At 45.0% G+C, this 26,249-nt stretch carries 24 protein-coding genes; 16 read left to right on the top strand and 8 right to left on the bottom strand.

Annotated features, from left to right (window positions below; all coding sequences use genetic code 11):
* The first annotated feature begins 153 nt into the window (after positions 1 to 153).
* The gene (locus ACED28_RS05365) at positions 154 to 1,395 is read left to right on the top strand and encodes an NADH:ubiquinone reductase (Na(+)-transporting) subunit B (protein ID WP_102257535.1); all 1,242 of its coding nucleotides are present in this window, start codon (positions 154 to 156) and stop codon (positions 1,393 to 1,395) included.
* A gap of 91 nt (positions 1,396 to 1,486) precedes the next feature.
* Here the strand turns inward: ACED28_RS05365 and ACED28_RS05360 are convergent, their stop codons facing one another.
* From ACED28_RS05360 to ACED28_RS05345, 4 genes are all read right to left on the bottom strand, one after another.
* The gene (locus tag ACED28_RS05360; RefSeq protein WP_017103429.1) at positions 1,487 to 1,738 is read right to left on the bottom strand and encodes a DUF6482 family protein; all 252 of its coding nucleotides are present in this window, start codon (positions 1,736 to 1,738) and stop codon (positions 1,487 to 1,489) included.
* A 141-nt stretch (positions 1,739 to 1,879) separates the two neighbouring features.
* Positions 1,880 to 3,577 (bottom strand): hypothetical protein, encoded by a 1,698-nt coding sequence (locus ACED28_RS05355; RefSeq protein WP_371709455.1) that lies wholly within the window; start codon positions 3,575 to 3,577, stop codon positions 1,880 to 1,882.
* A 202-nt stretch (positions 3,578 to 3,779) separates the two neighbouring features.
* Entirely contained in the window at positions 3,780 to 5,135 is a 1,356-nt protein-coding gene (gene gorA, locus ACED28_RS05350) for a glutathione-disulfide reductase (RefSeq protein WP_371709454.1), read from the bottom strand.
* 188 nt (positions 5,136 to 5,323) lie between these two features.
* Positions 5,324 to 6,163, bottom strand: coding sequence for a 23S rRNA (adenine(2030)-N(6))-methyltransferase RlmJ (locus ACED28_RS05345; RefSeq protein WP_009848068.1), 840 nt, complete (start codon positions 6,161 to 6,163; stop codon positions 5,324 to 5,326).
* 279 nt (positions 6,164 to 6,442) lie between these two features.
* Here ACED28_RS05345 and prlC point away from each other — a divergent pair, with 279 nt between their 5' ends.
* Entirely contained in the window at positions 6,443 to 8,485 is a 2,043-nt protein-coding gene (prlC, locus tag ACED28_RS05340) for an oligopeptidase A (protein WP_371709453.1), read from the top strand.
* Between the two features lie 103 nt (positions 8,486 to 8,588).
* On the opposite strand, the gene asnC is transcribed toward prlC, so the two are convergent.
* The gene (gene asnC, locus ACED28_RS05335) at positions 8,589 to 9,053 is read right to left on the bottom strand and encodes a transcriptional regulator AsnC (RefSeq protein WP_009848066.1); all 465 of its coding nucleotides are present in this window, start codon (positions 9,051 to 9,053) and stop codon (positions 8,589 to 8,591) included.
* Between the two features lie 126 nt (positions 9,054 to 9,179).
* On the opposite strand from asnC, the gene ACED28_RS05330 reads away from it, so the two are divergent.
* The 3 genes from ACED28_RS05330 (at position 9,180) to ACED28_RS05320 (ending at position 13,919) form a co-directional block, all read left to right on the top strand.
* On the top strand, positions 9,180 to 12,287 hold the full coding sequence (locus ACED28_RS05330) for an EAL domain-containing protein (RefSeq protein ID WP_371709457.1): 3,108 nt from the start codon (positions 9,180 to 9,182) through the stop codon (positions 12,285 to 12,287).
* A 120-nt stretch (positions 12,288 to 12,407) separates the two neighbouring features.
* A complete protein-coding gene (locus ACED28_RS05325; RefSeq protein WP_269337751.1) occupies positions 12,408 to 13,187 on the top strand; it encodes a class I SAM-dependent methyltransferase in 780 nt (259 codons plus the stop codon).
* A gap of 141 nt (positions 13,188 to 13,328) precedes the next feature.
* Positions 13,329 to 13,919 (top strand): hypothetical protein, encoded by a 591-nt coding sequence (locus tag ACED28_RS05320; protein ID WP_017101121.1) that lies wholly within the window; start codon positions 13,329 to 13,331, stop codon positions 13,917 to 13,919.
* A gap of 145 nt (positions 13,920 to 14,064) precedes the next feature.
* Here ACED28_RS05320 and ACED28_RS05315 read toward each other — a convergent pair whose 3' ends face one another.
* Positions 14,065 to 14,943 (bottom strand): carboxylate/amino acid/amine transporter, encoded by an 879-nt coding sequence (locus tag ACED28_RS05315; RefSeq protein WP_086050313.1) that lies wholly within the window; start codon positions 14,941 to 14,943, stop codon positions 14,065 to 14,067.
* Between the two features lie 52 nt (positions 14,944 to 14,995).
* Positions 14,996 to 15,430, bottom strand: a complete 435-nt coding sequence (uspA, locus tag ACED28_RS05310) for a universal stress protein UspA (RefSeq protein WP_009848061.1) — start codon at positions 15,428 to 15,430, stop codon at positions 14,996 to 14,998.
* A gap of 189 nt (positions 15,431 to 15,619) precedes the next feature.
* Here uspA and ftnA point away from each other — a divergent pair, with 189 nt between their 5' ends.
* The 4 genes from ftnA to ACED28_RS05290 all read left to right on the top strand — a co-directional run bounded on the left by ftnA (position 15,620) and on the right by ACED28_RS05290 (position 18,521).
* Complete coding sequence (ftnA, locus tag ACED28_RS05305) at positions 15,620 to 16,147, top strand: non-heme ferritin (RefSeq protein WP_004735556.1); 528 nt, start codon at positions 15,620 to 15,622, stop codon at positions 16,145 to 16,147.
* 68 nt (positions 16,148 to 16,215) lie between these two features.
* A complete protein-coding gene (gene uspB / locus ACED28_RS05300; protein ID WP_009848060.1) occupies positions 16,216 to 16,539 on the top strand; it encodes a universal stress protein UspB in 324 nt (107 codons plus the stop codon).
* A 250-nt stretch (positions 16,540 to 16,789) separates the two neighbouring features.
* Positions 16,790 to 17,983, top strand: a complete 1,194-nt coding sequence (locus ACED28_RS05295) for an NAD(P)/FAD-dependent oxidoreductase (RefSeq protein ID WP_269337755.1) — start codon at positions 16,790 to 16,792, stop codon at positions 17,981 to 17,983.
* Positions 17,984 to 18,113: 130 nt separating this feature from the next.
* Positions 18,114 to 18,521 carry a hypothetical protein gene (locus ACED28_RS05290; RefSeq protein ID WP_371701480.1) on the top strand — a complete coding sequence of 136 codons (408 nt, stop codon included), beginning with the start codon at positions 18,114 to 18,116 and terminating at the stop codon, positions 18,519 to 18,521.
* Positions 18,522 to 18,669: 148 nt separating this feature from the next.
* Here the strand turns inward: ACED28_RS05290 and ACED28_RS05285 are convergent, their stop codons facing one another.
* Positions 18,670 to 19,563, bottom strand: coding sequence for a DMT family transporter (locus ACED28_RS05285; RefSeq protein ID WP_017099240.1), 894 nt, complete (start codon positions 19,561 to 19,563; stop codon positions 18,670 to 18,672).
* Positions 19,564 to 19,701: 138 nt separating this feature from the next.
* Between ACED28_RS05285 and rmuC the strand changes: the two genes are divergently transcribed.
* The 7 genes from rmuC to tatC all read left to right on the top strand — a co-directional run bounded on the left by rmuC (position 19,702) and on the right by tatC (position 26,037).
* Positions 19,702 to 21,234 (top strand): DNA recombination protein RmuC, encoded by a 1,533-nt coding sequence (rmuC, locus tag ACED28_RS05280; RefSeq protein ID WP_371709452.1) that lies wholly within the window; start codon positions 19,702 to 19,704, stop codon positions 21,232 to 21,234.
* A gap of 65 nt (positions 21,235 to 21,299) precedes the next feature.
* Positions 21,300 to 22,079: a bifunctional demethylmenaquinone methyltransferase/2-methoxy-6-polyprenyl-1,4-benzoquinol methylase UbiE gene (gene ubiE / locus ACED28_RS05275; RefSeq protein WP_029222994.1), complete on the top strand. Its 780-nt coding sequence runs from the start codon at positions 21,300 to 21,302 to the stop codon at positions 22,077 to 22,079.
* Positions 22,080 to 22,176: 97 nt separating this feature from the next.
* Entirely contained in the window at positions 22,177 to 22,782 is a 606-nt protein-coding gene (locus ACED28_RS05270) for an SCP2 domain-containing protein (RefSeq protein WP_017099242.1), read from the top strand.
* Positions 22,779 to 24,413, top strand: coding sequence for a ubiquinone biosynthesis regulatory protein kinase UbiB (ubiB, locus tag ACED28_RS05265; protein WP_065679637.1), 1,635 nt, complete (start codon positions 22,779 to 22,781; stop codon positions 24,411 to 24,413). The genes ACED28_RS05270 and ubiB overlap by 4 nt, the downstream gene beginning before the upstream one ends.
* A 54-nt stretch (positions 24,414 to 24,467) precedes the next feature.
* Positions 24,468 to 24,722, top strand: coding sequence for a Sec-independent protein translocase subunit TatA (gene tatA, locus ACED28_RS05260; protein WP_009848052.1), 255 nt, complete (start codon positions 24,468 to 24,470; stop codon positions 24,720 to 24,722).
* Positions 24,723 to 24,725: 3 nt separating this feature from the next.
* Positions 24,726 to 25,133: a Sec-independent protein translocase protein TatB gene (gene tatB / locus ACED28_RS05255; RefSeq protein WP_004735566.1), complete on the top strand. Its 408-nt coding sequence runs from the start codon at positions 24,726 to 24,728 to the stop codon at positions 25,131 to 25,133.
* A 148-nt stretch (positions 25,134 to 25,281) separates the two neighbouring features.
* The gene (gene tatC, locus ACED28_RS05250; RefSeq protein ID WP_009848051.1) at positions 25,282 to 26,037 is read left to right on the top strand and encodes a twin-arginine translocase subunit TatC; all 756 of its coding nucleotides are present in this window, start codon (positions 25,282 to 25,284) and stop codon (positions 26,035 to 26,037) included.
* The last annotated feature ends 212 nt before the right edge of the window (positions 26,038 to 26,249 follow it).

Genomic DNA, 26,249 nt, shown 5'->3' with positions numbered 1-26,249 from the left:
TTTGTTGTTTATACACCCTTCTTTTTCAACATCGGTTCGACTTTTAGACACTCGTTCTTCAAGACGAATTTGATTAAAAATCGCTAAAAATTGTTCAAATAGCACGGTTGATGCGTAGAAAACCATAACTCAAGCAATAAGGTGATTGAGATTATGAGTTTGAAGAAACGATTAGAAGACGTAGCCCCGCGTTTTGAAGCCGGAGGTAAATACGAAAAGCTTTACCCAGTCTATGAGGCGTTTGCCACCATCTTTTATACGCCCGGCAACGTAAACCGAGGCTTGACCCACGTTCGAGATAGTATCGATCTCAAGCGAATAATGATTTTGGTGTGGCTAGCGACTTTCCCCGCGATGTTTTGGGGTATGTATAACGTCGGGCACCAGAGTGTCTCGGTACTAACATCCAGTTATCAACTTAACGAACTTACCTCGCTTATAGAGAGCAGTTGGCGCTTATCGTGGGCGTTTGGTGATGCACAGTCCTTAGTCGCAAGCGACTGGGGGCGCCAGATGTTCTTGGGGGCGCTCTACTTCCTACCTGTTTATGCCACCGTATTTGTGGTCGGGGGCTTCTGGGAAGTTTTATTTGCCGTTGTACGAAAACACGAGGTGAATGAAGGCTTTTTTGTAAGCTCGGTACTGTTCGCACTTATTCTTCCGCCAACTATCCCGTTGTGGCAAGCCGCTTTGGGTATCACCTTTGGTATCGTTGTCGCGAAAGAGCTGTTTGGTGGCACAGGGCGAAACTTTCTCAACCCTGCACTGGCGGGGCGAGCGTTTCTTTACTTTGCTTATCCCGCCAACATGTCCGGTGGCTTGGTATGGGTGGCAGCTGATGGTTATTCTGGCGCAACACCGCTCAGCCAATGGTATGAGGGGGGGAGCTCGTCGCTGATCAACAACATGACTGGTGAGGCCATCACTTGGATGGATGCCTTTATCGGTAATATTCCGGGCTCGATGGGCGAGGTTTCTTCATTGCTCATCATGTTGACAGGTCTGATTTTGATCGTCATGAAGATAGCGTCTTGGCGCATTGTGGCTGGTGTGATTGTTGGGCTTGTGGCAACGTCGAGTTTACTGAACTGGATTGGCTCTGATACCAACTCGATGTTCTCGATGCCGTTCTACTGGCACTTTGTATTGGGCGGTGTTGCCTTTGGCACTTTCTTTATGGCAACCGACCCAGTTTCTGCCGCGTTTACTAATCAGAGTAAGTGGGCTTACGGGATTCTGATCGGTGTGATGACGGTCGGTATTCGAGTGCTCAACCCTGCTTATCCAGAGGGCATCATGTTGGCGATCTTGTTTGCTAACCTGTTTGCTCCGCTGTTCGACTTTGTAGTGAAAGAGCAAAACATCAAACGTAGACAGAAACGAACATTGCGCTGATTTCAGTGCAGATAGGGAAAGCGATTCCCATAAGAAAGGCTTGCATCGCTGCAAGCCTTTCAATTTTTATTGCGATTGATTTGAAGTTGATTTAACTCCACTTCAAATCAATTTCGAACGGTTGGGTGTTACCACAATGCTCACCGCACATCTCGTCGTATGCACTGTTGTGTATCAGCATTGCTGACGATACGCCTTGATCACTGAAGTGGTCGCGGGCTTGGTTAACACTCAAAAACTTCATTGGGTGCTGGTGGTCGTCTTTGATTAACTGCTTTTGCTCGCCAATGATTTGGTAAGCCAAGTAGATCCCGCCTTCAAATGATTCAATGAGTAGATTCATAACAAACTCCATGTTGTTCTCGATAGTTCTTTGTTTCTGTATCTACGTTGATGGTTGTTTGAAGGTTCATGTGTGTTAAAAATGAAAAAACCAGAAGCTCAGCTTCTGGTTTATTCATAAGTAATCAAATTAACTCAAAGGTTAGTTGATTTTTTGCATGATGCTAACACGGCCTGTTGTTGATCCGTCTGGAGTCATTTTACGGCGAGTTAGCAATCCTTCGTCCCAGTTAGTACCAGCAGGTTGGTATTCCCATTTAATGATGTATTCTTGGTTATTACCATTTGCATCAACAGGACATTTATCTCCTGAACCAGGAATATAACCATTGTCAGTATCATCACAGAAGCGCACAACTGAGTTTAAATCTGTCAGGGTTGCTTTTGATTCACGTCCCGAAATGTTAAACCACCAATAGTCAATTGCAGCAAGCTCTTCATAGGTATACTTCTTGCCTGAGTCTTCAAGATCTGCCGGTGAGTTTGCATTGCACTCTTTCCCTGATACGGTAGCGCCCTCAGAATCAAATACCATTCTCATGACAGCATTTTGTCCATCAGCGCAAATCTGAGTGGTATCCCAAGAGCCAGTAAAGTCTACGTACCTTTCGTCGCTAGGTGTTTCTACGTGATAGTAGAAATTCAAACTTTCTTCGATGCGATTCTTTCCACTAGATTCGTTTGATGGGTCGTTTAACTCAGTTTTTGAACGAATTTGTGTGTATATTTTTGTAATTGGGTCATAGCTACCAGAAAGGGTTTCATATTGGTATGAAGGGTCTGCATCGCCTTCATCTCGATCATCTTCCAGTTTATTTGGCGTGTAGTGGTTGAGGATTTGTTGATTCCCTTCAATGAAAGGTACCTCATCGTAACGTCCTGGCTTAGGTGTGGTATTTTCTTTGCTTTTATCAAGCAGAAGGTAAGAAAACGGAGCGTTTAGAGTGAAGTCTGGGTGAGCTGTTTGATTGCAGCCTGCAGAACTTCCTGTCAATACACAGTTGATATACTCTTCAGCGTCTGCGTATGACAATAAAGAGTCGCTGTCACTTACAGTAATAAGACCATTGGCTGAATCTTGATAAGTGAAGTAAGGCGTGCCACGTGTATGTTCAAACACAGCTTTAGGGAGCATTTTGTCAGCGTGAACTAACATTGTCTTGTCGTTAGGGCGGTTGTTTGGATCGTTAATATCATACTGTCTCACCATGATTGAGCGAATGAATTGCCCATTTTTCGCTACAAATGGATTGGCATCAGTGCTGCCGCGAACAGTACCATATTTTTCTCCGAATGCTTTCTCCATATGAGCCAATGCTTCAGATTCACTAGTAATTGAAGTGACTCCCATCGCTGTCAGGAAGTCTGTAACAGAATCACGGTCATCTAGACTTAGGCTTTTCATCTTCGCTAACGTCGCTGCATCAGGTTCGCGCAGCGCATCTGGAATTGTCAGTACTTCATCAGAAGCGCTACCAGATTGGTTATCTAAAGACTGAAGTAGAATTGCTAAATTTAGAGCTCGGTCGTATTTGCCCGCTGCTTCAAATGGTGTCAGTACATCACGGTTTGATGCTGCCCCTACTTTCAAGCCATTTTCACCACCAATGAAGAAGGTCACCGTGTCGTCAGACTTAGCGGTAAATTCGCCTTCGCTGTTTGTGATGCCCTTTGAACCAGAGCTAGTGCTGTAGTAGATACCTTCAACAGCGGCATCGATAAACTTGTTGGTTGTTGTGGATGGTCCTGTCGGTGTTGTGACACCTGAATTAGAACTGTCGCTACCACAACCTGTTAAAGCCACTGCAATCGCTGCTGCGAGAATACTCACTTTTTTCATTACTCGTACATCCTTCATGTATTAGAGCTAATTGTTTTTTTTATGCGTGTAATTTTATAGCGCGCGATTGTAGTTTGATCTTGATTCCAAGTTAAGTATGTAAAATGCTGTTCGGTTAATAAGTATCCCGACCATACGGTAAAAAACAAAAAAAGCCGACACAGGTCGGCTTTTGTATAATATTTCTTTGACTTACAGTGGGTTATCGCATGGTAACGAATTCTTCTGAGCCCGTTGGGTGGATAGCCACAACAGAGTCGAAGTCTGCTTTGGTTGCGCCCATCTTCATTGCAACGCCGAAGCCTTGAATCATTTCATCAACAGTGAAACCGATGCCGTGTAGGCCAACTACAGTCTCTTCTTCGCCAGCACATACTAGCTTCATCTTACAAGGTTGACGGTGCTGAGTGACTGCTGTGTACATTGCAGTAAAACCAGACGTGTATACCTTGATGTTGTCTTTGCCGTATTGCTCTTCAGCTTCTTGAGTCGTTAGACCAATAGTGCCAATAGGTGGGTGGCTGAATACAACAGTAGGTACTAGCTTGTAGTCCATCTTCGCGTTGGTTTGACCGTTGAATAGACGCTCAGAAAGCTGACGACCGGCTTTAACAGCAACAGGTGTTAGCTCGATACCGCCTTCCATGATGTCGCCAACACAGTAGATGCCAGGAACGTTGGTTGCTTGGAACTCGTCTACTTTGATGTAGCCACGGTCGTTAGTTGCAACGCCAGTTGATGCTAGGTTGATAGCGTCAGTGGTTGGGTGACGGCCGATAGCCCAGATTAGGTGGTCAACGTTTTGAGTGTTGCCGTTCTCTAGGTGCAGAGTCAGTGTGCCATCTGCTTCTTTCACTACTTCTTTAGGAACTGAGTGCGTGTGAAGTGTTGGACCTTCCGCTTCCATTACTTTAACCAGTGTTTCTACGATCATTGGATCGAAGCTACGTAGTGGAGACTCTTTACGACAGAACAGGTGTGTTTCTGTGCCAAGTGCACTTAGTACGCCTGCGATTTCTACTGCGATGTAGCCTGCGCCGATTACAGCAACACGTTTAGGCTGCTCCATCAGGTCGAAGAAACCGTTTGAGTCGATACCGTGCTCTGCGCCAGGGATGTTTGGAATGGTTGGACGACCACCCACTGCGATCAGGATGTGATCCGCTGTGTAGTGCTCACCGTTAACTTCAACAGTCTTCTCATCGACAAACTTAGCAAAGCCTTTGATTACGTTTATTTTGTTGTTACCAAGAACACGATCGTAAGATTGGTGGATACGACCAATGTACGCTTGACGGTTTTCAACCAGTTTGCCCCAGTTGAAGCCTTTTACGTCAACGTCGAAGCCGTAGTCTTTTGAATATAGGTTGATTGCTTCAGCAACTTGAGCACCGTGCCACATAACCTTTTTAGGAACACAACCAACGTTTACACAAGTACCACCAAGGTCTTGAGCTTCGATAAGTGCAACTTTTGCACCGTGCATTGCTGCGCGGTTAGCTGATGCGATGCCGCCTGAACCGCCGCCGATACAGATGTAATCAAAATGAGTCGCCATTACTTTCTCCATTTATTGAAGGTTGTGGGTACAGTGAGCGCACTGAACACCTACGTCCTATAGATTCTTAAATTGTCTAATTATTATATTGAGGGCAGATCGGTTGAACTCAATCTCCCTGTTTAAAATTTATTCGTGTACGTCACAGTCTGCTGAGTATTCGTCAGACGATGACGTTAAGTTCGAGATTACTCGGGTACGATCCACTCTACTTTGAAGTGACCGGTCGCCGGCGCAATTGCTTCCTTCAAGAATGGAAGAATTTCGTTCATTTGGCTTTCTAGCTTCCAAGGTGGGTTGATAACAATCATGCCTGATGCTGTCATGCCACGCTCGTTGGTGTCTGGTGATACGCCAAGTTCGATTTGTAGAATCTTGTTGATGCCTAAGCCTTCAAGGCCTTCGATCATGTCTTCGATATCACAGCGATTTACCACTGGGTACCAAATTGCGTAGATACCGGTTGCCCAGCGCTTATGGCTTTGAGCAATCGCAGTCACAACATCACGATACTCTTTTGCCAGCTCGTAAGGTGGGTCGATAAGTACCAAACCACGACGTTCTTTAGGTGGCAGGCTGCCTTTTAGGCGTTGGAAGCCATCTTCTTTGTAGATAGATACCTGACGATCGCGGTGGAACTCTTGCTCAAGCAGAGGGTGGTCTGCAGGGTGAAGTTCTGTTAATACCATGCGGTCTTGGTCACGCAGGTGCGCATGTGCTACACGTGGTGAACCTGGATAGAAACGCAGTTTTTCGCCATTGTTGAGTGCTGAGATAGACTCAAGGTAGCTTTGAATGTCTTCAGGAAGTTCTGTTTGTGCCCAGACGCGGGCAATACCTTGTTTGTATTCGCCCGTTTTTTCAGACCATTCATGCGTTAAGTCGTAACGACCTACACCAGAGTGAGTGTCATGGTAAACAAAAGGCTTATCCTTCTGTTTCAAAGAATTAAGAATAAGGCTCTGTACGATATGCTTTACTACGTCGGCATGGTTGCCCGCGTGGAAGCTGTGGCGATAACTTAACAAATTAAACTCTCGTAACACTCTCGAATTAGAGTGTGGTTAGTGTAGGTGGGGTTAGTTTGACTATTATAACCCCCAATGGACCATAAATTCTCGAACAATTCAGGAACAGTCGCTAGCAATATGCAGTTAGTTATTGGTTCTACTATTGAAATTTGCCTTCATGGGCACTATTTAATAACTATTCGCAGGTGATTTTTTAGGGTGACCCTGAGCCTGATGACTGTAAGACGACCTCATTACAAAAAAGACGAAAGTCTCTAAAGCCAAAGGAATGTTTATATGTCTAATCCGCTATTAACCTTCACGGATTTACCTCCGTTTTCACAGATCAAACCTGAGCACGTTAAGCCAGCGGTTGAGCAAGTGATTGAAGAGTGTCGCAACAAGATAGAACAAGTACTTGAAGGTAATACTTCACCAAGCTGGGACAACCTCGTTGCTCCAATTGAAGAAGTGGATGATCGTTTAGGCCGTATTTGGTCACCTGTAAGCCATATGAATTCTGTGATGAACAGCGACGAACTGCGTGACGCTTATGAGAGCTGCCTGCCTGTACTTTCTGAGTACGGCACGTGGGTCGGCCAACACAAAGGTTTGTTCGAAGCGTATAAAGCGATCAAGGCGAGTGAGGCATTCTCGGCATTAGACCAAGCTCAACAGAAAACCATTACCGACGCACTGCGTGACTTTGAATTATCAGGCATTGGCTTACCCGCAGACGAGCAGCACCGCTACGGCGAGATCAGCAAGCGTCAGTCTGAGCTGGGTTCTCAATTCTCAAACAATGTGCTTGATGCAACCATGGGTTGGAGCAAGCAAGTTACAGACGTGGCTGAACTGGCTGGTATGCCTGAGTCGGCATTGGCAGCAGCACAAGCCGCGGCACAAGCTAAAGAGCAGGAAGGTTATCTACTGACTCTGGACATCCCTTCATATCTACCAGTGATGACGTACTGTGATAACCAAGAACTGCGTAAAGAACTGTACGAAGCCTACGTAACTCGCGCTTCAGATCGCGGTCCAAATGCTGGTAAGTGGGACAACACTGAGATCATCACTGAACAACTTAAGCTGCGTCACGAGATCGCACGCATGCTTGGCTTTAGCACTTACAGCGAGAAATCTCTGTCGACTAAGATGGCAGAAACGCCAGACCAAGTGCTTGGTTTCCTTAACGACCTAGCAGTAAAAGCCAAACCACAAGGTGAGCGCGAAGTAGAAGAGCTACGCCAGTTTGCTGAGAAAGAGTTTGGTGTCTCTGAGCTAAACCTGTGGGACATCGCTTATTACAGCGAGAAACAAAAACAGAACCTCTTTGAAATCTCTGATGAAGAGCTTCGTCCATACTTCCCTGAGTCGAACGCAGTGTCTGGTTTGTTCGAAGTACTAAACCGTGTGTTTGGTATGTCTGTGACTGAGCGTGAAGGTGTGGATACATGGCATGATTCAGTGCGCTTCTTTGACATCTTTGATGCGACAGGTACATTGCGCGGTAGCTTCTACCTAGATCTATACGCACGTGAACACAAACGTGGTGGAGCTTGGATGGATGACTGTCGTGGTCGTCGCATTACTCAATCTGGCGATCTACAAACACCAGTCGCTTACCTAACGTGTAACTTCAACAAACCAGTCGGTGATAAACCAGCATTGTTTACTCACGATGAAGTGGTCACTTTGTTCCACGAATTTGGCCACGGTATCCACCATATGTTAACGCAAGTAGAAGCGGGCGCAGTTGCGGGTATCAATGGTGTGCCTTGGGATGCGGTTGAATTGCCAAGTCAGTTCCTAGAAAACTGGTGTTGGGAAGAGGAAGCGCTGTCGTTCATTTCTGGTCATTTCGAAACGGGTGAAGCGCTACCAAAAGAGATGCTAGAGAAAATGCTAGCGGCGAAGAACTTCCAATCTGCGATGTTTATCCTGCGTCAGCTAGAGCTTGGCCTGTTCGATTTCACACTGCACACTGAATACGATCCAGAAGTCGGTGCTCGCGTACTCGAAACGTTAGCCGACGTGAAGTCTAAGGTATCGGTATTGCCAAGCCTTGATTGGAACCGCTTCTCGCACAGCTTTGGGCATATCTTTGCTGGTGGCTACAGCGCAGGCTACTACAGCTACCTATGGGCAGAAGTATTGTCTGCAGATGCGTTTTCTGCATTTGAAGAAGAGGGTATCTTCAACACTGAAACCGGTAATCGCTTCCTGAACAACATCCTTGAGATGGGCGGCAGTGAAGAACCAATGGAGTTGTTCAAACGCTTCCGTGGTCGTGAGCCTCAAATCGATGCGATGCTTCGTCATGCGGGTATCAGCGCGTAATTGCTATCATTTCCGTAACTGCGGTAGTTGCTTAGCTCTATTGCGAGTTAATAGAGAAAAGAGCCTCCTTGTGAGGCTCTTTTTGTATCGATTTATCAAATGACTATGGATTCACATTGCGGTTGATAGGGTTCTGCAATGAAATCAATGTCTCAGTTGATTGAACCTCGTCAATCGCCTGCAATTTATCAATCAGTACGAACTGCAACTCTTCGATCGATTTACACATCAGTTTAACGAAAATGTTGTAGGCGCCAGTGGTGTAGTAAGCCTCAACCACTTCATCTAATGCATTAAGCTTGGCAATGGCTGAGTGGTAGTCGCGAGCTGCGTTAAGGTTGATACCAATAAAACAACACACGTCGTAACCAAGCTTCTTGGTGTTTACCACAACCTCGGTTCGCTCAATAATGTCGGCCGATCTCATCTTTTCGATACGAACGTGAATCGTCGCGGGGCTGACATCGAATTTCTTTGCCATTTCAGCATAAGGCGTGCGCGCATCTTCCATTAAGGTTTTGAGAATGGCACGGTCTAGATCATCCAGACGAGCTGTAGTTGTGGACATGCATAATCCTTAGGGTGAATAAAAAACATACCGGCTTTAGTACACATCATAGCCAAGGGTGATAATATTAGCAGCAACTATAGTGTTAGGGTGAATTCAGTGCGATTTTCGTTGTTTTTGATTGTTATGTGTTGGAGTGCTTTTGTTTCAGCTCAAACAAAAGATGTGTTGGTTATTCACTCTTATCATCAGGGTTTTTTCTGGACTGATGATTTCCACAAAGGATTATCAGAAGAACTGGACCGTGATCGACTATCGTATCGAGTTGTTTATTTGGATAGTAAACGAACTCAAAACCCAGAATACTTAGAGCGCGTTTATCAGCTTTATCACACCAAGTTGATGCATGAAGAATTTGCTGCGGTTGTGGTCAGTGACAATAACGCCCTTAATTTAATGAAGCGCCTTGCGCCCGATCTCAAAGATACGCCAGTAATCTTTGGTGGCATCAACAATTTCTCCCCTGAAATGATTGAAGGTTTGAACGCGACGGGCATTACTGAAGATATTGATTTATTGGGTAATATTGAGCTAATTAAGCGCCTTCAAACAAACGTAAAGAAGATATACATTGTTACTGACCATTCAGTAACAGGTGAGGCTATCCGCTCACAAATTGATCGTTCTATTGAGGCTCACCCCAACTTTTCCGATTTGCTGGAGCACTATGTGCCTGACTCTTACCAAGAGTTAATTGCGTTTTCTCAGCGAACCGATCTAGATCAGAGCTTACTCTTTTGGGCATATTATCGCGATGCTAAAGGTAACGTGAGTAGCGTTGAAGACTGGCGACAATTGAACATTAAAACCCAAATGCCACTGTATATGGTGCACGATTTGGGGTTGGGTTTTGGGGCGATAGGCGGTGTTATTCAAAGTGGTGAAACGCAAGGTCGAGATACGGGACGTGTTTTACTAAAGGTATTAGCAAACCCAAATGAACCTCTGCCTTTAGTCGCACCTGGCGCATCGGAAATTAAACTCGACTACCAACAGATGTCACGCTGGGGGCTGGGAACTGAGAATGAGGCTTCAATTACTTTTCTCAATAAGCCTCAGTCATTCTTGGTGCGTTATCACGATGAAATTCGAACAATAGGTTTGCTGTTTCTGGTTATGTCGTGTGTTATTGCGACCTTGGTTTACTACCTCAACCGCCTCAAGAAAAGTGAGCGTGCTAGCCGACAAAGCCAGCTGTTACTGGAGTCGATATTCGATCAAAGTCTACAGTACATGGGTATTCTTGATAAAGGCGGTGTACTGCTGTCGAGCAACAGTAAGCTGCATGAGCTTCTTTATAATCAAGGTTATAAATTAGGAACACCTCTCCAAGAATATTGGGAGGATGCCGCTGGCGAAGCGCTGAAGGAGTATTTTGCAGAAAGGGATGATTATCCAACCCTACGATTTGAGGCGGAGGTATGGTGCCGTGATCGTGGTGGAATGGTGCTAGATATCTCTTTAAAGCCGATGCCGAGCAGTGAAGAGGACACCATTCAGTTCTTATTTGAAGCTCGTGATGTTACCTCACGAAAGCTTGCTGAGAACAAATTATTCCAACGTGAAGCGAATCTCAAACTGTATTACGACAAGCAGCCGGTGATGATGATTACACTGGATGTCAATAATCGCATTCAGCAAGTGAACCAGTTTGCTGAAGAATTACTAGGTTATCCACTTGATCTGCTTTTGGGGCATCGCCCTAGAGAATTTTATGTGGATGAGAACGCGATGATTCCTCGTCATATCTTGTTGCAACCACAGCACAAAATTCGCGGCGTGTGGCGTCGTGATATCGAGTATCGTCATGCGGACGGTAGAACGATCTGGATTCGTGAAAATATTCGTCCATTGGTCGACTCGGGTCAGCTGTTGATTGTGGGAGAGGATATTACTGAAACCCGCGAACTTTCTGAAAAGTTAGAATACCAAGCGCGTTATGACCTGCTTACAGACACTTTCAACCGCAACCACTTTGAGCAAGAGCTACAAAAGGCGCTGAAAGAGGTCGAGAGTCATATGAGAACTCATGCGATGTTGTTCTTAGATTTGGACCAATTGAAAGTATTGAACGATACTGCTGGGCATGAAGCGGGTGATGCCGCGATCTTATTTAGCGCTAATCTGATAGAAGATGTGCTTCCTTACAATGCTGTGTTAGCTCGGATGGGGGGAGATGAGTTTGCGGTATTAATCAAAGACTGTACTGAGCGAGATGCTGTCAATGTCTGTCACAGTATTATATCGATGATGAGTGAGAATCCATTCTTATGGGGTGCTATTCACCTCAATCTTACTTGTTCTATCGGAATTCGATTGATTGACCATACTGCCGCTTCATCACAAATGGTGCATGCACAGGCGGATGCCGCTTGCCATGCCGCTAAAGAGGAAGGGCGAAATCGTTATCACCTTTATCATCTAGATGATGAAGATCTGCGCCGTCGCCATTTAGAAATGGAATGCGTTAACTTGGTACACGAAGCCTTAGCCAATGATCGCTTGGAGTTATTTGCCCAACGTATTCTTGGCCTAGAGGAAAATAGCAACAAAATGCACTTTGAGATACTGGTGCGGATCAAGAACGTCCAAGGTGAGTACATTTCACCGGGGATCTTCATGCCAGCTTCCGAGCGCTATAACATCGCGCATTTGATTGATCGCCAAGTCGTCAGTCAGACGTTGAATTGGTTGGAGCAACGCCCACATCTAGTTGATGATTTAGGGATGTGTTCGATAAACCTTTCTGGTCACTCGATGGGTAACCGAGAGTTTGTTGAATTCTTGATTGAAAGTTTGGCGAACTCATCAGTGCCTTGCCATAAGATTTGTTTAGAGATCACTGAAACGGCCGCCATGAGTAATATGAAGCAGGCAATCAACTTCTTTACTCGAATTAAAGAGCTCGGCTGTTTGATTGCTCTGGATGATTTTGGTTCAGGCTTGTCGTCATTCGGATATCTGAAGGCATTACCTGTTGATATTGTGAAAATTGATGGCCTGTTTGTGCGTGATATTGATGTTAACGAGATGGACTATGTGATGGTTCGTTCGATCAATGATTTAGCGAAGCAGATGGGCAAGCACACGGTAGCTGAGTTTGTTGAAAATACTCAGGTTCTCGATAAGTTGATTGAACTCGGTGTTAACTACGCTCAGGGCTATGTTATTGGCCGACCGAAGCCACTGGCCGAGCTTGTTGAAGAGTTAAGGCAAGAACGAGAGATAGAGTAATTGGTTTAGGTAAGCCGACCGAGCTGTGAATACTTTTCACCGCTAATATGTATTGTGGAGGCAATCAGGTAAACTGGTTGCCTCTTTTATTTTGAATACCACTGTCTGTTGGAGACGACCTTGCAATTACAACTGATTTGCGAAGATGCTACCCAAATCGATCATTTAAATGACTTAGCGACCCGTTGGAATTTATCTCATGATGAAAGTAGCGAGTTTGCTTTGGTACTGACTCGCGAGCGACTTGAGCTACGTAAAGTCGATGAACCTAAGCTTGGCGCTATTTTTGTTGATTTAGTCGGAGGCGCAGTCGGTCACAGACGTAAGTTTGGTGGTGGTAAAGGTCAGGCAATTGCTAAGGCGGCAGGTCTAAACAAAGGCGCAACGCCAACTATTCTTGATGGTACAGCAGGCTTAGGGCGTGACGCATTTGTATTGGCTTCGTTGGGCTGTAAAGTGCAGATGGTAGAGCGACATCCAGTTGTGGCTGCATTATTGGATGACGGCCTGCAGAGAGCACAAAAAGACCCAGATATCGGCGGTTGGGTTAGCGAACGTATGAAGTTGATTCACGCTTCAAGTCACGACGCGCTGGATAAACTTAGCAACGACCCTAACTTCGAACAGCCTGATGTGGTGTACCTCGATCCTATGTACCCACATCCAGAGAACAAGAAGAAGTCGGCTTTGGTTAAGAAAGAGATGCGAGTATTCCAATCTTTGGTTGGCGCCGATCTGGATGCCGATGGCTTGTTTGAGCCTGCGATGAAGCTGGCAACGAAGCGCGTTGTGGTCAAAAGACCGGATTACGCAGCATGGTTAGACGAGCAAAAACCGAGCATGGCAATCGAAACTAAAAAGAACCGTTTTGATGTGTATGTGAAAGCATCAATGACTTAATTGAAGCATCAATAACTTAGATACACACTAAGAAAATTTCCCGTCATAAATACGATAAATCACCATTTAACACTTGCGATAGTCGCGTTACGGATGTATATCTAACTAAGAATCATTATTATTCTTAGCTGGAGTTGTAGCATGGCTAAACGCTTTTGTAAGTTAAACCGTCGAGATATCACTGAACACCTAGGAGAGATCCACAGCTTGGTTACTGAACCTAAATTTGTGTGTCGTTCTTGTGCGCGTTCTTCGGCGGATCAAGCGAACCTATGCAAACCAACCGCAATTCCACCTCTTGGCTGTCAAAATAAACCCGTTGAAGAAAAAGCCGCATGCGGCCTACTAGCGGAAACATTACCTGCACCAGAGTTATCGCTTGCGGAAATCAGCGAGACAATTGAGCCGAGCGTACAAATGTTCGATCCAGCCGCTGCTGATATTGCCCCTAATGTTGTAGATAAAAATGCATCACAGAAAAAAGCCAAACTGAAAAAACGAATCGCTAATGCGAGTGGTGATGAAAAAGCCGACCTCAAGCGAGCGAAGAAAGCGGCTAAGAAACAAGAGAAGTACAACAAAAAGCTCGCGAAGATGATTAAGAAGCAGCAAAAACTGTTTAAGAAAAGTCAAAAACTGGAAAGTCACCTTGAACGTATCAACCTACAACTTGATGACGTCGCTTTCACTGAAACTAAGACTCAGGTAGTGAGCCATAGTCACATTCACTGAAACTGGTACGGATAACTTATTGCTACAACGATGATTTAAAAAGAGCGACCTAAGGTCGCTCTTTTGCTTTTTGGGGTTATCCGAGCCAATTCATTTAGCTCAGTTCATTTAGCTTAGTTTAGTTCGCTTCGCTCAGTGAAAGCGGTTAGGCGTTGCTTGTGGATCTCGCAACACGCTTTTTCACCCATGTTTCGTTGACGAACAGAGAGAACAAGATAACCGCGCCGCCAATGGCCAATCGAACCAAGTCGACGTCTCTGTTCCAAATCAGGATGTTTACTACAAGGCCAGCTGGAACTAAGGCGTTGTTCATTACAGCCAGTGCACCAGCATTCACCATGCATGCACCTTTATTCCACATAAAGTAACCTAACCCCGAAGCAATCAAGCCAAGGTAAATCAGGATGCCCCATTGAAGCGTGGTTGTTGGCAGCTTCTCAGGGTTACCTAAGAGTATGAAAGCAACCGAAGCGACGCATAACGCACCCAAATAGAAGTAACCAAATACTGTGCGCTGAGGTAACTCTGTCGATTCCTTCTCCATCACTACTTTGTAAGCAACTTGGCCGATAGCAAAGCACAGGTTTGCACCTTGGACTACGAGGAAACCGACTAAAAAGTTTTCGTTGATACCCGCGAATTTAATGAATACAGCGCCCAATACAGCAATCGCCGCTGTCACTAAATACCACGGAGAGAATTGTCCTTTGAGGAAGTCATAAATAAGCGTGACGTAAATTGGGGTAAAAACGGTAAACAGAAGGACTTCAGGAACGGATAGCAGCAAGAAAGACTGGTAATAGAAGCAGTACATCAGCCCAAGCTGGATACCACCAATAGCCATCAACTTAGCGATCAGCTTACGCGAGATACCTCGAAACTTCAGGAAAGGAAGAAATACAATGCCAGCAAGGGCAACACGCATTAATACAGAGAACCAAGAATCAACCTGACCAGCAAGGTACACGCCGATCAGGCTAAAAGAGAAGGCCCATAAGAGGGTAACACTAGCTAAATAGCTCATATAAAAACTTCGTTAATAAGATATGAGCTGTATGTTACCTAACCTTAATTCATTAGTCTTCTGAATCTCTTAGAGGCACGACCAGCATATCAACCGGCGAGGCATTGATCAGTTGTCGTGTTGAAGAGAGCAATTTGCTCCAGAAGTCTTGATGGTGCCCACAAACCACTAAATCAACATTGAATTCATTGATGGTGTCACACAGTTCATGACTCAGGTCGCCGCTGCCCACTAAGGTGTGGGTAATCGGGTATTGAGCGTGTTCTGCAAAATTTTGTAGCTGAACTCGAGATGCTTCCATCGCGTTGTGCTGGGTTTCTGCCATGTTGATATCAATAAGGCCGGTATAGAGCTCTGCATAATTAATATCGATATGGATAAAAGAGACTTTGGCTTCCAATGGCTTAGCCAATGCTACCGCTTTATCCACAAGTAATTTGCTGTCATCTGATAAATCGACTGCGACCAAAATATGTTTGTAACTCATATCGCTACCTCTTCTATTCATTGCCTAACTAAAGACTAGCACTATGCAATCCCTTTTTTTGCTGAAGTGATCTCATATCCACTGTCTTGCGTAATGTTTGCTCGAAATATTGGTTAACTAATGGCCTGCGAGATATTCATAAAATAGTGATATAGTAGAGAAAACTGAAGATGTAATTAGGAGTCTTAAATGCTATCAAAAACTATGGTAGAGCAACTGAACGATCAAATTAATCTAGAATTTTTCTCATCCAACCTATACTTACAAATGAGTGCTTGGTGTGAAGATAAAGGATTTGAAGGTGCAGCAGAGTTTCTGCGTGTTCATGCAGTCGAAGAAATGGAACACATGCAGCGTCTTTTTACTTACGTAAGTGAGACAGGTGCAATGCCAATTTTAGGTGCGATTGAAGCGCCAAAACATGAATTTGATAGCCTTGGGGCTGTGTTCCGTGAAACTTACGAACATGAGCAAATGATTACTCAAAAGATCAACAAACTGGCTCACGTTGCTTTCAGCACACAAGATTACTCAACCTTTAACTTCCTGCAATGGTACGTTGCAGAGCAACACGAAGAAGAGAAGTTGTTTAAAGGTGTATTGGATAAGCTAGAGCTTGTTGGTGAAGACGGTAAAGCACTGTTCTTTATTGATAAAGACCTAGCGCAATTGGCAAAAGATGGTTCATCTTCAATTATGGAAGCTCCTGCCGTTTAGGTAGTACGAGAAAGACACTGATTATCTTTTTCTTTTGAGTTTTCTTATGAAGATGTAAGGAGGAAAGGATGATCAGCGGCGACACTATTCTATTTGCACTAATGGTTGTGACTTGTGTGAACTGGGCGCGTTACTTTACTGCGCTAAGAACACTCATTTATATTATGCGAGAAGCACACCCTCTACTATATCAACAAGTAGATGGAGGTGGTTTTTTCACAACCCATGGCAATATGACCAAACAGGTTCGCCTGTTTAGTTACATCAAAAGCAAAGAGTATCACCACCATCACGACGAAGTTTTTACGTCGAAGTGCGATCGTGTAAGGCAGTTATTCATACTCTCTTCTGCTCTGTTAGGTGTAACCTTGCTGTCTTCTTTCATCGTCTAAGTCATTTAGTACGATTGAAGTAGAGCTTAGATTTTTGGTGTAAAGCTTCGGTTGTTGGTTCGCCAAGCCAAACAGTGGCTTGCTGCTGTCTGCAAATTGTACAATTGAACATCAATTGCAAAGTTTAAAATTGCCGCTAAAATAGCGAGCAATTAGTAAGGATGTGCTGTTTATGCACATCCTTTTTTATTGATGGCATTTCGAGAACAGGGCGTACTCGGGCTGCACAAGTGAAGAAAAGCAGAACCACATGAGTGAAAAATTTGATGTAATCGTAATTGGTGCGGGTGCCGCTGGCTTAATGTGTGCTGCGGAAGCGGGCAAACGCGGCCGACGAGTGCTGGTGGTTGATCATGCAAAGAAACCGGGCAGAAAAATTTTAATCTCAGGTGGCGGTCGTTGTAACTTTACTAACTATGATGTTTCAGCCAACAATTTCCTGTGTAACAACCCTCACTTCGTGAAGTCAGCTTTATCTCAATACACCAACTGGGATTTTATCTCGATGGTGAGCAAGTACGGCATTGAGTTCGAAGAGCGCGATCACGGTCAGTTGTTCTGTGTGAATGACCACACAGCAAAAGACATCGTGAGCATGCTGCTTGACGAGTGTAAGCAAGCTAAAGTCGAACAACGCTACCGTTGTGATGTTCACTCCATCGAAAAAACAGACGCTGGCTTCAAGATGCACCTCAATACCGACGAAGTTGAGTGTGACTCACTCGTTGTAGCGACAGGCGGTTTGTCTATGCCCAAGCTAGGCGCAACGCCATTTGGCTATAAGATTGCAGAGCAGTTTGGTTTGTCTGTAATGCCAACTACCGCAGGTTTAGTGCCATTCACTCTGCATAAAGAAGACAAAGAAGCTTTCGCTGAGCTTTCTGGTATCGCAATTCCTGCTGAGATCACAGCGCAAGACGGCACTTTATTTAAAGAAGCGTTGCTGTTTACGCACCGCGGCTTATCTGGTCCTTCGGTACTGCAAATCTCTTCATTCTGGAAAGCGGGTCAATCGGTTTCTATTAACCTAGTACCTGAAGTAGACGTTGCCGAGTTGCTTGAGAATTCTCGCGAGAAACACCCAAATCAGAGTTTGAAAAATACCTTGGCGAAAGCACTACCAAAGCGTTTTGTGGAAGTGCTGATTGATCGTAAAGAGCTTGAAGACAAGCCGCTTAAACAGTTCAACGAAAAGCAGCTTAGTGGCATCGTTGAGCACCTAGAGAACTGGAAAATTGCACCAAATGGCACGGAAGGTTATCGAACTGCCGAAGTGACTCTAGGCGGAGTGGATACTGATCACCTATCTTCGAAAACCATGGAGTGTAAGAGTGTGCCTGGCCTCTATTTCATCGGTGAAGTAATGGACGTAACGGGTTGGTTAGGGGGCTATAACTTCCAATGGACGTGGTCGTCTGGTTGGGTTGCAGGCCAAAACGTCTAGCACAGTGGCGATGGCACTGGCTAAGCTTATTCATTTAGAACATTTTCAGTCAGTAGAAAGAATGACTTCGTCACAAATGATAAAGATTATAAGTGATTGATGTTTTACTTATTTAAATGAGGGGTTTGCAATGAATCAGACAAAAGTAAAAAGCATTCTATTGGCAGCAGGAGCGATGAATGTTGGTGCTGTTTTACTGTTTTCACGCTTTTTTACGAATAGTGCCATTAACGAAGCCGATCCCGTAGTAATGTCCAACTTTGGACTGATTATGATCGTCGTTTGGGGTTTTGCGTACCTTGGGGCTGCAACAATCAATGCGAACATCAAATATCTTGCTGGTGCTTTCTTTATTGAAAAGTTGGTTTATGTGGTTGTTTGGGTGAATTGGCTTTCCAATAATACGCTATCACCAGTATATGAAGCGGATACGATGGCTGGCGTGTTTTACACAATTTATGGCGTAAATGATTTTATATTTATGATCTTGTTTTTCATGATATTTAAGTCCAAATTTGATATGAAAAACAACGGTTGAATATCGAACATTGAGACTTACAACTTAATGTTATCTTACAGAAAAATGGCGAGTCATATGACTCGCCATTTTTGTATCTAACATCTAATTGAGAAAATTAGACTATATCGATAGCTTTTCGTGCTCAATCGAGTCTTTTAGCTCTTATTTACGTAGGGTTTTTCTTTGAAAACTTGATCTGTTGAATCACCAAACCAGCAATGATTAGCAGTAAGCCAAACAGTGTCGCTGGGTGAATCTCTTCGCCAATGATGGTTGAAAGTAGCATTAGCGAAATAAACGGTGAGGCAAAAATTAGGTTGCTGATACGTGCCGTATTGTTGGTTAGCTTGAGTGCTGATAGCCACAAGACAAAGGTAATGCCCATCTCGAACAGGCCAACATAAGTCACAGCCATCCAACCTTTCGCTGTGATTTGGCTAAAACTCTCGCCTTCGTAAATGGTTAAACCGATCGCGAAGGGCAATGCCACTAAGAACCCAAGCAGTACACCCACCACAGGGTCAGCCTTGTTTTTGGTATTGAGAATCCAGTAGCCCGCCCAAAGCAAGGTTGAAAGCAGCGCCAGTGCCACACCGAGTGGGCTATCGAACTGCATGCCTAATACATCACCTTTGGTGGCAATGACTACCACACCCGCATAGCTGAAGGTACACGCAATCCAATCTTGTTTACGAATCTTTTGTCCCAGAAACACCGCAGCCATTAAGGTTAGCGTGATAGCCCAGCTGTAGTTAATGGCTTGAGCTTGAGATGCAGGCAGCAGGTCGTAGGCTTTGAATAGAATCAGGTAATAGGCCAGTGGGTTAACCAAACCGAGCAGTAAGTAATACCAAGGGTTTGAAAGAAACGTGGTACTCAGCTGAGAAAGCTTGCCTTGAAACGCGCAGACTGCGATCAGCGCAATCGACGACACAATGCTGGCGATGGTCAGCATTTGAATCGGTGAAAACTCAGCAAGGGTCAGCTTAAAAGCAGTAGCGACTGTTGACCACAGTAATACCGCAGCAAGGCCAAAGCCCAAGGCACGACGTTCGTTCATAGCAACTCATTCTAATTTGATGGGGCAGAATACGGAGCGCTTAGTCTATCTGTCGAATTTTAATACGGCAAACTGGACATTTATCCAGTATCAAAATACCCTTTAATGAGTTATTTCCAATTAGGCTAAATCATTATCATGCAATGGATTATCGAACATCAGGCAACGCTTATTGCTGCTATTTCCGGCGCGCTCGTCAGCGGCGGTGTCGTGGGTTGGTGGATCAAACAGAAGTTCTCTTTTCAGCAGCGACTTCTTGAACAGCAATTAGAGTCCGACCGTTTGCTGCATGAGTCACAACAATCTCAGCTCAAATCTTCACTCGCAGAGGCACAACAAGAGCTCAATGAGTTGGATGATGATCGAGACAAAGCGGCATTTGAACTTAAGCAGGCGCATGGCAAGGTGATGGCTGCGATGGAGAAGCTGCGCTATTTTGAAGCCGTGAAGCAAGAGCGTCAGCAGTATGCCGATGATATCAATGTTCTTAAGGAGCATAAGTCTGAGTTGGAGGCTGAGCTTCGCGAGCAAGAAGCTAGGCACGACCAAGAAAATCTCGCCAACAGTGAAAAACTGCAGCTGTTAGAGCAGGCAGAGTCCCGATTGAAGCAGCAGTTTGAACTGTTAGCGAATCAACTGTTTGAGAGCAAAACCGCTAAGGTCGATCAACAGAACAAGCAAAGCCTAGAGGGTTTGTTATCACCGCTGAGAGAGCAGTTAGAGGGCTTTAAGAAGCAGGTTAATGATAGCTTCAGTCAAGAAGCCAAAGAGCGTCACACCTTAGTGCATGAGCTTAAAAACTTGCAGCGCCTCAATGAGAGCATGACGCGTGAAGCGGTTAACCTGACCCAAGCACTAAAGGGCGATAACAAACAGCAGGGGAACTGGGGCGAAGTGGTGCTGGCTCGCGTGTTGGCGGATTCTGGCTTACGAGAAGGCCATGAATATCAAACGCAGGTGAACCTGCAAAACGATGCCGGCAAGCGTTACCAACCCGATGTGATCGTGCATTTGCCACAAGATAAGCAGGTGGTGGTCGATTCGAAAATGGCTTTGGTGGCATTTGAGCGCTACTTCAACGCTGAGACCGATCAACAACGCGACGCAGCACTGCGTGATCATTTAGCTTCACTGCGAGCGCATATTAAAGGCTTGAGCCAGAAGGATTATCATCAGCTCAAAGGCATACAGAGCTTGGATTACGTGTTGATGTTTATTCCGGTAGAACCTGCGTTTCAGGTGGCGATTCAAGCCGACCCTAGCTTAGTTAAAGATGCGATGGAGCAAAACATTATCTTGGTTAGCCCAACCACCTTGCTGGTGGCACTGCGTACCATTGATAACTTGTGGCGCAACGATAGACAGAACCAGAATGCACAAATCATTGCAGAGCGGGCGAGCAAACTTTACGACAAGCTGCGCTTGTTTGTTGATGATATGGAAGGTCTTGGTAGCTCATTAGACAGAGCCAACCAAAGCTACCAAGGTGCCATGAATAAGCTGGTGACTGGTCGTGGTAATGTGATTCGTCAGGCCGAAAGCTTTAAGCAATTGGGTGTCGAGGTGAAGAAACCTATCTCGGTTGGCTTGGCGGAAATCGCTCAAAATGAGGCTTTTTCAGAAAATGCCTCCTTAGTAGAAAGACAACCCGCTGAGGATAAAGTAAACTAATCGGCCGCAGCGCCTCTAAAGAGAGAGTGTACTGTCGATGAGAACTTACCATGGTAGATAACAGCATTATGGACACAAGCGTGCAGACAAATTCAGCAGTAGAGTCAGAAACCACACACTTTGGTTTCGAAACAGTCGCTAAAGACCAAAAAGTCGCGAAAGTAGCAGAGGTATTTCACTCTGTAGCCGCTAAATACGACATCATGAATGACTTAATGTCGGGTGGTGTTCACCGCTTGTGGAAGCGATTCACGATTGATTGCAGTGGCGTGCGCCCTGGTCAACGTATCCTCGATCTTGGTGGTGGTACTGGTGACCTTACTGCGAAATTCTCGCGCATCGTTGGTGAAAAAGGCCACGTGGTTCTTGCTGATATCAACAACTCAATGCTGAATGTTGGCCGCGATAAACTGCGTGATAGCGGTATTGTTGGCAATGTACATTATGTTCAAGCAAACGCTGAAGAACTGCCTTTCCCTGACAACTACTTCGATTGCATTACCATCAGCTTCTGTCTGCGTAACGTAACCGATAAAGACCAAGCACTGCGTTCAATGTACCGCGTACTTAAGCCGGGCGGTCGTCTGTTGGTTCTTGAGTTTTCTAAGCCAGTGCTTGAGCCACTATCAAAGGTTTACGATGCATACTCTTTCCACCTATTGCCAAAAATGGGTGAGCTGATTGCTAACGATGCAGACAGCTATCGTTACCTTGCAGAATCTATCCGCATGCACCCTAACCAAGAAACCTTGGAAGGCATGATGCAAGAAGCGGGTTTTGAAAATACTAAATACTTCAACCTAACGGGCGGCATTGTTGCGCTGCACCGTGGTTACAAGTTCTAGTCGAACTTGGTAGCAGGCTCGTTGAGTGTGCTAAAAATAAGAATAAAGATAGAACGGATAGGTTAACGCTTATCCGTTTTCAAAGGTAAGGACAGTCATGCCATTTGATCCATTGGTCACCGCGGTTATTGAAACCTCTTTAAATACTTTCGTGAACGATGATCCAGCTTTGGTTCGTCGTTTGTCTCGTTTAAAGGGGCAGATCATTCAAGTTAATTTGAAAGAGCTGAATAAAACTCTCACTTTCGTTTTTAGCCAACAAATCGATGTGTTGTCTGACTACGAAGGACAACCTGATTGCTACCTATCTTTGAACCTATCGGTACTGCCAGAACTGCGTGAGCAATCGAACATCACCAAACTGATCAAGCAAGATAAGCTGATTTTAGAGGGTGATATTCAACTGGCTCAGAAATTTGCTCAGCTAATGACAGACTGCAAGCCTGACTTGGAAGAGTGGCTATCGCGAGTGACAGGCGATGTGGTTGCTCATACCTTGGTACAAGGCGTTAAGAATGTTGGCGGTCTTGTAGCTAAGCAAGCGACTAAGCATCAAAACCATCTCGCTCAGGTATTAACTGAAGAGTGGAAAATTGCACCAGCGCCATTAGAAGTGGCACATTTTTGCGATCAGGTTGATGACGTAAAAAGCTCAGCTGCACGTCTTGAAGCTAAATTGAACGCTCTGTTGGAGAAAGCATGACCCCAACAGAACTGAAACGTCTTTATCATATTATCAAGGTACAGTTGGAATACGGCCTTGATGAATTGATGCCTGAGCACCAGTTGACTAAAGCCCCTTTACTGGCGCGAAAGTCACTGTTTTGGCTCAAGAATAAGCATCAAGATAAAGAATTAGGCCACCGCTTGCGTTTAGCGTTGCAAGAATTAGGGCCTGTTTGGATTAAGTTTGGTCAGATGATGTCAACGCGTCGCGACCTATTTCCTCCTCATATCGCTGATCAGCTAGCACTATTGCAAGACCAAGTGGCGCCATTTGATGGTCAATTGGCTAAGCGAGACATGGAAAAAGCGCTCGGTGGTAGCCTAGATAACTGGTTTACCGACTTTGATATCGAGCCATTGGCTTCTGCTTCTATCGCTCAGGTGCATACCGCAAAGCTCAAGGAGAGTGGTCGCGAGATTGTTCTGAAGGTTATTCGCCCTGATATTCGCCCGGTGATTGACGCAGATCTAAAACTGATGCACCGAATGGCGCGTATAGTCGCTAAGTCGCTTCCTGAAGCACGTCGTTTGAAACCGGTTGAAGTCGTTCACGAGTACGAAAAAACGTTACTTGATGAACTAGACCTGCGCCGAGAGGCGGCCAATGCGATTCAACTACGACGTAATTTTGAAGGCAGTGAAGAGCTGTATGTTCCAGAGGTTATCCCTGATCTAAGCAGCGAAACCCTGATGGTGTCAGAGCGTATCTACGGTATTCAAGTATCCGATATTGAAACGCTAGAAGCCAACGGCACCAACATGAAATTGCTCGCGGAACGTGGCGTGACGGTATTCTTCACCCAAGTATTCCGAGACAGCTTTTTCCATGCAGACATGCACCCGGGCAACGTATTCGTTAACCCAGAGAATCCAGATAACCCTCAGTGGATTGGTTTGGATTGTGGCATTGTCGGCACGCTCAACAGTGAAGATAAGCGCTATTTAGCAGAGAACCTGTTGGCTTTCTTTAATCGAGATTATCGTAAAGTCGCCGAGCTGCACGTTGATTCGGGTTGGGTGCCACACGACACCAACGTCAATGATTTTGAGTTCGCGATCCGTATGGTGTGTGAGCCAATTTTTGCAAAACCACTTGGCGAGATCTCATTTGGCCATGTGTTGCTAAACTTATTTAATACAGCAAGACGTTTCAACATGGAGGTTCAGCCTCAGTTGGTGCTTCTGCAGAAGACCTTGTTGTATGTGGAAGGCCTAGGTCGCCAGTTGTACCCGCAGCTTGATCTGTGGGCGACGGCTAAGCCTTTCCTTGAAACCTGGATGATGAATCAGGTAGGGCCGCAAGCTGTGATCAACGCAGTAAAAGAGCGCGCGCCATTCTGGGCAGAAAAACTGCCAGAGCTGCCAGAGCTGCTTTATGACAGCTTACGCCAAGGTAAAGCGATGAACCACAGAATGGATCAGCTTTATCAAGGTTACCGAGATAGTAAGCGTCAGCAAGCAACTGGAAAGTTTTTGTTTGGCGTTGGAGCCACTTTAGTCGTATGCTCCGCAATATTAGTTTCAAGCCCTTATGAGCAGCTATCTATGGGCTGTGGCATCGCAGGTGTCACATTTTGGTTGCTTAGTTGGCGAGCTTACCGTCGTTAGACAGTAGACTCTCTTAATATTTTTTATGTGTAGACAGACCCGAGGACAATGACAATGGGTGGTATCAGTATTTGGCAACTTCTAATCATTGCTGTAATTGTAATTTTACTTTTCGGAACAAAGAAACTGCGCGGTATGGGTGGTGACTTAGGTTCAGCGGTGAAAGGCTTCAAAAAAGCGATGAGCGATGAAGACAAGCCTGCAGATAAGAAAGATGCAGACTTTGAACCAAAGAATATTGAACAGCAGAAGACAGAAGCTAGCGCTGAAACAACTGCTGAAACAAAGAAAGACAAAGAGCAGGCGTAAATCGTGTTTGATATCGGTTTTTGGGAACTGGTATTAATATCTGTCGTTGGGTTAGTGGTTTTAGGACCTGAGCGTTTGCCCGTGGCGATTCGTAGTATTTCCAAGTTTGTTGGACAAGCGAAAAGCATGGCAAACAGTGTGAAAGATGAACTTTCTCACGAGCTTAAGGTGCAAGAGCTGCAAGAAAACCTACGCAAGGCGGAAAAAATGGGTATGGAAGATTTATCTCCAGACCTAAAAGCGTCAGTCGATGAACTCAAGCAGGCCGCTGCTCAAGTTCAACGTCCGTACGCTAAGCCTGAGTCTGATAAGCCAAGTGAGACTGAACCTAGTGTCACGGAAACTGTGGAATCTGAAACCATTCAGGTCAACAGCGAAGCTTCAGCACCGTCAGATAAGAAAGCCGAATAGTCTCGCAAGGAGGAGTCGCCAGATGCTTGAGTCGCTAGATGTTTAAATCGATAGCTATTCAAGTAGATAACTATTCAAGTGGATACCAATTCAACTGGATAGATAGGTGCGCGGCTCCTTTTCGATCTTCCTGTTTAAGAGGTTTGACATGTCTTCGACTGAGCAGACACAGCCTTTAATTAGCCATCTTCTAGAATTACGTAATCGCCTACTACGCGCGATTGTCGCCGTTCTAGTGATATTTGTCGGGCTAATTTATTTTGCTAATGATATTTATGAATTCGTATCAGCACCTTTGGTAGATCGTCTGCCTGAAGGGGCGACGATGATCGCAACGGATGTTGCATCGCCATTTTTTACACCGCTAAAACTAACCTTAATCGCGTCTATTTTTGTCGCGGTGCCGTTTATTTTGTATCAGGTGTGGGCCTTTGTTGCTCCGGGTTTGTACAAGCATGAAAAACGCTTGATCATGCCGCTATTGGCTTCAAGTTCTTTGCTGTTTTACTGTGGTGTGGCGTTTGCTTACTTCGTAGTATTCCCATTGGTATTTAGTTTCTTCACGGCTATTTCCTTAGGGCAGGTAGAGTTCGCAACAGACATATCAAGTTATCTCGATTTTGTACTCGCGCTGTTCTTTGCTTTTGGTATTGCCTTTGAAGTACCAGTAGCGATTATCTTGTTATGTTGGACGGGGGCGACAACACCTAAGGCTCTGTCTGAAAAGCGTCCGTACATTGTTGTCGGTGCTTTTATCGTCGGTATGATGCTGACACCTCCCGATATGATCTCGCAGACACTGTTGGCGATTCCAATGTGTATTCTGTTTGAGATTGGTCTGTTCTTCGCGCGTTTCTATGTGCGTAAGCCAGATGCGGATGAAGAGGAAGAAGCTGAGTCTTGATTCTGCTGTAAGAACATAATTTGCTAGAGCCCTTCAGCAAAAATCACACAATAAAAAAGCGGCCCGAGGCCGCTTTTTTATTATGTCGATTTTATCGAACCTTTAACTGATAGCCACAGTTCTGACATATATAGAGCTCTTTGATGCCCAAAATTTTATGCCATAGGGTTCGATGTTGACGTTGTAAGTGAATAGTGTGATTACACATAATC

This window comes from Vibrio sp. 1F253, assembly GCF_041439295.1.
In the GTDB taxonomy this organism is placed as follows: domain Bacteria; phylum Pseudomonadota; class Gammaproteobacteria; order Enterobacterales; family Vibrionaceae; genus Vibrio; species Vibrio tasmaniensis_A.
The sequence above is the reverse complement of the archived record's forward strand: the minus strand, read 5'-3'. Positions and strand labels throughout refer to the sequence as shown.